The following is a 1,240-nucleotide window of genomic DNA, read 5'->3' on the forward strand; positions in this document are numbered from 1 at the left end:
GTTGGCCGTAGATGGCCAGGAAGGCCTGCTCGGTCATGCCGTCGCGCAGGTCGCGCCATGCGTCGAGCATGGTGACCACCGTATTGGAGAACTGCTCCTGCATGAGGGTGAACGGGTTGCCCTCAGGCACCGGCCGGCGCTGCGCCCGCACCTCTTTGGCGGCTTCCTCCAGCATGCGCATCGCTAGGCCGTCTTGGCCGAACAGCTCGTAGGGCAGGCGGGCGGGGTGCAGCTTGCGCGCGGCTTGCGCCAGCACCGGGCTCGCCAGCGCCTGCACGTAGCGCTGCCAGAAGGTTCGGTAGAGGCCGAGATTGATGTCGGACACGCGGGCGACCGTGGCGAAGCGGCGCTCGTCGGCCAGGTCGTTGCAGCCCAGCGCCCGGATGTCGTCCAGGTCGCGCGGCTCGAAATGCAGCACCCACTCGCCGGCCACAAGCTGCGCGTTCGGCGTGTCCGGGCCGGCCTTGGTCAGGACCGCCTCGAACAGGCCGGGCGGCAGCACGTCGATCAGGTCGATGTTGGAGGTGAACTCCTGGTGCTCCTTGCGCGCCACCGAGCCCGACACGAAGATGCCGAGATGGCCCACCGCTTCATGCACGCTGTAGACGATGGTCTGGTCGTGCGCGCGGATGTCGTCGACGTCCTTGTAGAGCTCCAGGATCCAGCCGAGCGCCTGGGGCGGCGGGGTGATCTCGTCGCCCTTCGAGCAGAAGACGATGATCGGCCCCTTGATGTTGCGCAGATCGATCCGGGTGCCGTCATTGGCGCGAAGTTCGCCCGAGACCAGCCAGGCGCCGTCGAACTTACCCGCACCCAGGTCGCCGGTGAGCGCGGTCAGCCAAGTCCCGCCCAGCATCCCGCCGGCATAGCGCATGGGCGATCCGCCATGGGTGCCCTGCCAGTAGGCGAGCGGCACGCCCGGGAGCAGGAGCGGCCCGTACCGCTCCGGCCGGATGGAAGCGGCCATCGCCAGCGCCCAGCCTGCCTGGCAGTTGCCGATGGCGAGCGGCAGGCCCTGGGCGTCTGGATGGCGCCGGATCACCTCGTCCTGGAAGCTGCCGAGCGCGTCGATCACGTCCAGGATCGTCTGGCCCTGGACCGGCTCCGTGGTGAAGCCCACGAAGTAGCAGGGATGGCCGCAGGCCAGCGCCACGCCGATCTCGCTGTCCGGCTTGAAGCCGCCGATCCCCGGTCCGTGCCCGGCGCGCGGGTCGATCACGATGATCGGCCGCTTGCAGGG

The 1,240-nt window shown here is 69.4% G+C and carries 1 protein-coding gene; it reads right to left on the reverse strand.

What is annotated here, in order from left to right; all coding sequences use genetic code 11:
- A partial coding sequence (locus EQG76_RS06500) for a DUF3141 domain-containing protein (protein WP_159711697.1) occupies window positions 1–1,240 on the reverse strand: 1,240 nt, incomplete at both ends.

The sequence above is a fragment of the Geminicoccus flavidas genome, assembly GCF_009806515.1.
GTDB classification, from domain to species: Bacteria; Pseudomonadota; Alphaproteobacteria; order Geminicoccales; family Geminicoccaceae; genus Geminicoccus; species Geminicoccus flavidus.